The sequence below is a fragment of the Candidatus Nitrotoga sp. M5 genome, assembly GCF_927904885.1.
In the GTDB taxonomy this organism is placed as follows: domain Bacteria; phylum Pseudomonadota; class Gammaproteobacteria; order Burkholderiales; family Gallionellaceae; genus Nitrotoga.
Genome location: NZ_CAKMNW010000086.1, coordinates 1 through 5,611 on the forward strand (window position 1 = coordinate 1; position 5,611 = coordinate 5,611).

Consider the following 5,611-nt stretch of genomic DNA (forward strand, 5'->3'; position numbering starts at 1 on the left):
CTCAGGCTCAGGCTCAGGCTCAGGCTCAGGCTCAGGCTCAGGCTCAGGCTCAGGCTTAATCTGAGGAGTCTTGTTCGGAGTATGTAAGAATTCTTCTTCTGGTATTACTTCGGGCAATTCTACAAAGCGTGCATGAATTGGAGGCGCAGATACAATCTCGATTTTAGGAGATTTCAGTAAATTACCAAATTCAAAAATGATGGTCAGCCAAATGATGGCCGCCAGTGGTAAAGGCCACCAGAATCGAATCTCCTTCGATCTAGAGTCGGGCATGCTTACCACATCATTTATGTTTGATTGCAATCAAAAAATGTTGGGCACCGGCAGCTCGAGCCTGCAACATCGCCTGCACTACTATGCCTTGTGGCGCTTCATTGTCCGCTGATACGACAACGTTTTGTTGTGAAGTTTTTAACAGCGGCCTGAGCGTGTCGGCTAACGTTTCCAGTGTTACGGGAATGCGATTGATGAAGATTTTGCTATCCCCCGTCAATGTTATCGTTACTGGTGCATCAATGCTGAGTTTTTCAGCCTCTCCTTTGGGCAGGTTTACCTGCAGGGAATCAAGATTCTGCATCGACAATGAAGACAGCATGAACGTCACCAGTAAGAAAAACATCACATCGATCATCGGAATGATCTCGATGCGCCCCTTGCGATGCGTTCTGGATTTACGCAGCTTCATGAATGCTACCTTGTTGATCTAAACGGATGTGATCAATCAGACGTGTACCAAGTCGTTCCATTTCATCCATCGTTTGTGATTGCAGACGAGAAAAATAATTGAATCCAAACAATGCAATCAGTGCAATCAATAGACCAACTGCAGTAGCAATAAGTGCCTCTGCCACACTCCCTGTTACGCCCGCAGGATTGACGACATCGCCACCTATTATCTCGAAGGCATGCATCATTCCAATAATTGTTCCCAGCAGCCCTAGCAAAGGAGCCGCGGTGACGATGGTTTCTAGCATCCATAACCGTCGCGCAAGGGATTTTTCAATCAGCTGGGCTTCATCCGCTGCACGAGATTCAGTCCACCATGCAGGTCGATGTCGATTAGTGATCACCACCTCGAAGAATCGCTTGTAATAGTGACGTTCATTCAACCCAGAAAGCATATTTTCCAGGTCGTTCCATGCAAAATTATAAGTTTCAACAAGGTTAAGCAAGTCATATGACAGTCGTGCAAAACGCCAATAGAGAAATGCCTTCTCAAGCATAATGGCTAAAGCGATTATTCCCAGCAAAGACAATGGCAGGATAATCATCCCGCCAAGCTTAAATGCTATCCAAGCATCTTGTAATTCTTGCATCGCTATCTCCATATACAAGGGATAATCCCCAGTTACTAATTAAAAAATTTTATTGATGGCCAAGTAACATTTTTCACTGTGGTCCAAATTGAGATGCGCCTGCTTCACTTATAATTCCCTTGAAGTTTCTCATTTTACTCAACTTTAGACATTCAAACTTGATACTTGCGTCCCAAAAGCGGTGGTGTAACTGGAGAGTAAATGAACGAATTCAGACTGCTTGCTGCAGACGACGCTGCGTTTCTCACAATTTTGCGGACGACGCGCTTTTCGGAAAAATGTACATCGTGAGCTGATGATAGGTAGCTATGCTTGACGCCAATATCCACCCAAGCAATATCGAGAGCAACCTGTTGTATGACCAATCCAGAACATGATAGCAATTGACAGCTAGTGCTTACTATCAGTTGCATAGCTTAATTATTCTTCTGCATTGGTTTTTAACCTGCTCAGTGCATCAGGTAGTGCCTCCCGACGGCTAGCGACCCGCAGGGCTAAAAAAATCGTAGCGAAAATTGAGCTGAGCGAGGGTGAGTTTTGCGAGCATTTCACTGTGTGGTGAAATGCCTGCCTACCGCACTTGACGATTTAACAGAGTGATCGTTACCCCATTACCCAAAAACGGCGTAATAGTCACAGTTCAGCTCTTATTGCAGCCGACTTCCTTTAAGTCTGACAAGCTGCCAGGGATCGCATTCTGTTGTTACAGGACAAAAATACTGATAGCTCATTCAGTTCCCAAGCAAAGAAGGCTGACGCATTGTTAAAATATCAACATCCATTACGAAAACGGCGGTTTTCTTGGCTCACTTAACAGACCGGTTTTTCGGGCTGAGTCGGATTGATTCTCAGGTTTAGTCGCATACTTTAAAATTTTTCTGCTGACAGTCATTTGCCATCTTCTGTGCTCTTGTGATTTGCTGTAACGTCATTTGCTTTGAAACAATGTCGCGACTCTTAGCAGCATCTTCATATCTTGATGCTGCACTAAGATTGAACCACATATGTGCACGAACATAGTCCAGCGCAACACCTTGCGCTTTCTCATACATCACGCCAAGATTGTATTGCGCATTCGCATTCCCCTGCATTGCTGCCAAGCGATACCATTTTACTGCTTCAGCGTAATCTTGCGGGACACCTTGCCCCGCCTTATAACTCATGCCGAGGTTGAATTGCGCCTCTGCTTGCCCCTGAGTTGCGGCTAAACGCCACCACTTGGCTGCTTCTGTGTAATCCTGCTCAACGCCTTGCCCTTTATAATACATATAGCCAAGATTGTATTGCGCCAGATCATCCTCCTGCGCTGCAGCAAGCTGCAACCACCTGGCAGCTTCAAGGTAGTCTTGCGGGACGCTTTGCCCGCGGTAATACATCAATCCGAGGTTGTTTTGTGCATGCGCATTCGCCTGCGCTGCTGCCAGCCGATACCACTTGACTGATTCAGCATAATCTTTTGGAACACCCTGCCCTTTCATATAACTTACGCCAAGGCTGAATTGCGCCTCCGCCTGCCCTTGTTTAGCTGCCAGGCGCCACCACCTGAGTGCTTGTGCGTAGTCATGCGCAAGACCGTGCCCATTGGCATACTTCAAGCCAAGATTGTATTGTGCATCTGAATTACCTTGTTCTGCTGCAAGTTGATACCACTTAACTGCTTCTACGTAGTCTTGCGAAACGCCTTTTCCTTTGTCATACAGATAGCCAATATTATATTGCGCATCTGCATTCCCCTGCGCTGCAGCCTGACGCCACAATTTGAGGGCTTCTATGGAATCCTGAGCAACACCTTGCCCATTGGCATATTTCAAACCAAGCTCATACTGAGCATTCGCATTTCCTTGTTTTGCTGCCAGGCGATACCATTTAATCGCTTCTGCATAGTCCTGTATAACGCCTTGTCCATTGGCATATTTCAAGCCAAGATTGTATTGCGAATCTGCATAGCCCTGTGCTGCTGCCAAGCGATACCATCTGACTGCTTCAGCATCGTCTTGTGGAACACCGTGTCCTTCGTCATAAATCGCGCCAAGCCTATATTGCGCCAGCGCATGAACCTGTGCGGCTGCCAGACGCCACCACTTGACTGCTGCTGCGTGGTCCTGCGTAATGCCTTGTCCTTCTTCGTACATCATGCCAAGATTGTATTGCGCATCTGGATTCCCCTGTTCTGCAGCCAGGCGATACCATTTCACTGCTTCTGTGTAATCCTGGGAAGCTCCTATCCCTTTTTCATACAGATTTCCAAGATTGTATTGCGCACCCACATGCCCTTGAGTCGCCGCCAGGCGATACCATTTAATTGCTTCAGCGTAATCCTGGGAAACTCCTATCCCTTTCTCATGCAGATTGCCGAGACTAAATTGCGCACTCGAACTCCCTTGATCCGCAGCTAGCCGATACCATTTCACTGCTTTTGAATAGCTCTGCGAAACCCCTTGGCCACGGTGATACATCAAGCCTAGATTGTATTGCGCACCTGTATTTCCTTGCGTCGCTGCTCGCCGAAACCATTTCACTGCTTTTGAATAGCTCTGCGAAACGCCTTGCCCACTGTAATACATCAAGCCAAGATTATATTGCGCACCCGCATGCTCTTGTGCTGCCGCTTTGAAGTACCACAGCACTGCGTTTCTGTAGTCACCACGCTTATGCGCAGCCAGGCCGTCTTTGAACGGGCTTGCCCACGTTGTACCAACATTCAACAGTAGCGCAGTAAAAATACAGAACAGTAGTTGTTTCATTGGTCATCTCATTGTGCAACAGCGAAGAGTGGTTCAGGCCATGGTGTCCCGATATCTTATGCAGGTGACGTCGGCACAGAACCAGAGAAAGCTAATAAACACAGCATGTGTCTTGGTTTGTGCGTAGCATGCTGCTAGACCTTCTATTCATACAATATCTGCGGCTTGAGGTCAATGGCACGAAGTGAGTCTGCGCAAAGCAGTATTGCCTTCCCTTTCTCCCCAATATAAATATCGCCTTGAGTTTGAGTTGAGTAAATTCAGTGCCCGATCAATACCATAGCGGCGGATATTTTGAATATGAAGATGTTGATGAGTCAACAGGAAACGAAACGTGGGAAAGTGCGGTGATATGCGATGTCTGTGGATTTGTTCTTGACCGGACAGAATCTTATTCTGTCCGGTCAAGAACAAATTTTCCGCTTGATGCCAGCCATTTTTCATTACCTAGAAACGGAAATTGCATCCAATCTGCCACCTTAAGAGCAAGTGAACCAAATTGACAGCGTATATCTAACATCCTGCCATTACAAATGGCTAAAGGTTTTTAGTAATGCTGCTGGCACTCACATAGAAAGATGCAACCAGTAAGATTTGCCCAGCTAAAAATTGCTCTAAGCAAGTCAACCATCTAGGTAACATCGAGACTTCTTGCAGACCATTCGCTTTCCATTGAAATACGGACAGGCATTGCCCTGGAGCAAACAGCATGGCCCAATCAATGGTGGACTCACGCATGTTTCTGCAAAAAAATGGAAATATCGAACACATAAATATACTTTGGAAACTATTTCATATAAATTACTAATTAACTATTCAAAGGCGATTCTGGCCACTATTCTGCTACAAAACAAATAAAATTGACTCACGAAATTAATATCGCTCCAAAAGCTGTGGTCGTAATATATTAATAATAGTTTACTATCAAAAAGTTATATTTAATCTATTCAATAACCACATCCGAACCAAACGACATTTAATCGCTCGACTCTCCTTGCCTATAGAGAATTGACCCATCGACCAAGGTTATTCTCCTCAGCAGACCCTCAGCGATTAACTGTTCGAGAGCTTGTTCAATTTTTACTGCATCAACGTTTTTATACATTTGCGGTAACCAGCAATCAATAATTCCATCCAGTGAGTCAGCCGCATTCGGATTATTCTGTAAATAATGAACAATAAAATTGTGCAATTCTGCTAAATCTGATTTTAATTTGTCATATTCCACATTGTGCAACTCCTTTGACGGGAATAAAGTTATTTAACTTTACTAATGCCACTACTATGTAGTGCTTTGTCAGCAAAGATGATGCCAGAATATAGAATTACCAATAAGCAATTGAATACAATTAAATAAACATTCAATATTGGAATTTAAGCGGGTTACATTTGACCCATTAAATTTAGCGATCAAGAGAACAAATGAGCTGCAGAATGGCGACAGACAGCGAAATGCGTCGAATTGACCCAATTCAGGGTCATTTTTGACCCAGACAGATATTTGTGTGAGATCGAATTAAAAAAGAGAAAAAATTATTTAAAACAGAATAA

5 protein-coding genes and 1 pseudogene are annotated in these 5,611 nt (G+C 44.7%); all 6 read right to left on the reverse strand.

The window, feature by feature from the left end; genetic code table 11:
• A pseudogene (locus MJ770_RS14840) lies at positions 1-273 on the reverse strand (hypothetical protein); the annotation flags it as partial.
• Positions 274-283: 10 nt separating this feature from the next.
• Positions 284-685 (reverse strand): ExbD/TolR family protein, encoded by a 402-nt coding sequence (locus tag MJ770_RS14845; RefSeq protein ID WP_239255956.1) that lies wholly within the window; start codon positions 683-685, stop codon positions 284-286.
• The gene (locus tag MJ770_RS14850; RefSeq protein ID WP_239255958.1) at positions 672-1,316 is read right to left on the reverse strand and encodes a MotA/TolQ/ExbB proton channel family protein; all 645 of its coding nucleotides are present in this window, start codon (positions 1,314-1,316) and stop codon (positions 672-674) included. The genes MJ770_RS14845 and MJ770_RS14850 overlap by 14 nt, the downstream gene beginning before the upstream one ends.
• Before the next feature lie 854 nt (positions 1,317-2,170).
• Positions 2,171-4,060, reverse strand: coding sequence for a tetratricopeptide repeat protein (locus MJ770_RS15465; RefSeq protein WP_305855823.1), 1,890 nt, complete (start codon positions 4,058-4,060; stop codon positions 2,171-2,173).
• A 537-nt stretch (positions 4,061-4,597) separates the two neighbouring features.
• Positions 4,598-4,798: a hypothetical protein gene (locus tag MJ770_RS14870; protein ID WP_239255960.1), complete on the reverse strand. Its 201-nt coding sequence runs from the start codon at positions 4,796-4,798 to the stop codon at positions 4,598-4,600.
• 238 nt (positions 4,799-5,036) lie between these two features.
• Positions 5,037-5,288 (reverse strand): hypothetical protein, encoded by a 252-nt coding sequence (locus MJ770_RS14875; RefSeq protein ID WP_239255962.1) that lies wholly within the window; start codon positions 5,286-5,288, stop codon positions 5,037-5,039.
• Between the last annotated feature and the right edge of the window lie 323 nt (positions 5,289-5,611).

Coding starts and splice junctions, on each gene's coding strand:
- MJ770_RS14845 (WP_239255956.1), bottom strand. CDS start 685: ATGAAGCTGCGTAAATCCAGAACGCATCGCAAGGGGCGCATCGAGATC.
- MJ770_RS14850 (WP_239255958.1), bottom strand. CDS start 1,316: ATGCAAGAATTACAAGATGCTTGGATAGCATTTAAGCTTGGCGGGATG.
- MJ770_RS15465 (WP_305855823.1), bottom strand. CDS start 4,060: ATGAAACAACTACTGTTCTGTATTTTTACTGCGCTACTGTTGAATGTT.
- MJ770_RS14870 (WP_239255960.1), bottom strand. CDS start 4,798: ATGCGTGAGTCCACCATTGATTGGGCCATGCTGTTTGCTCCAGGGCAA.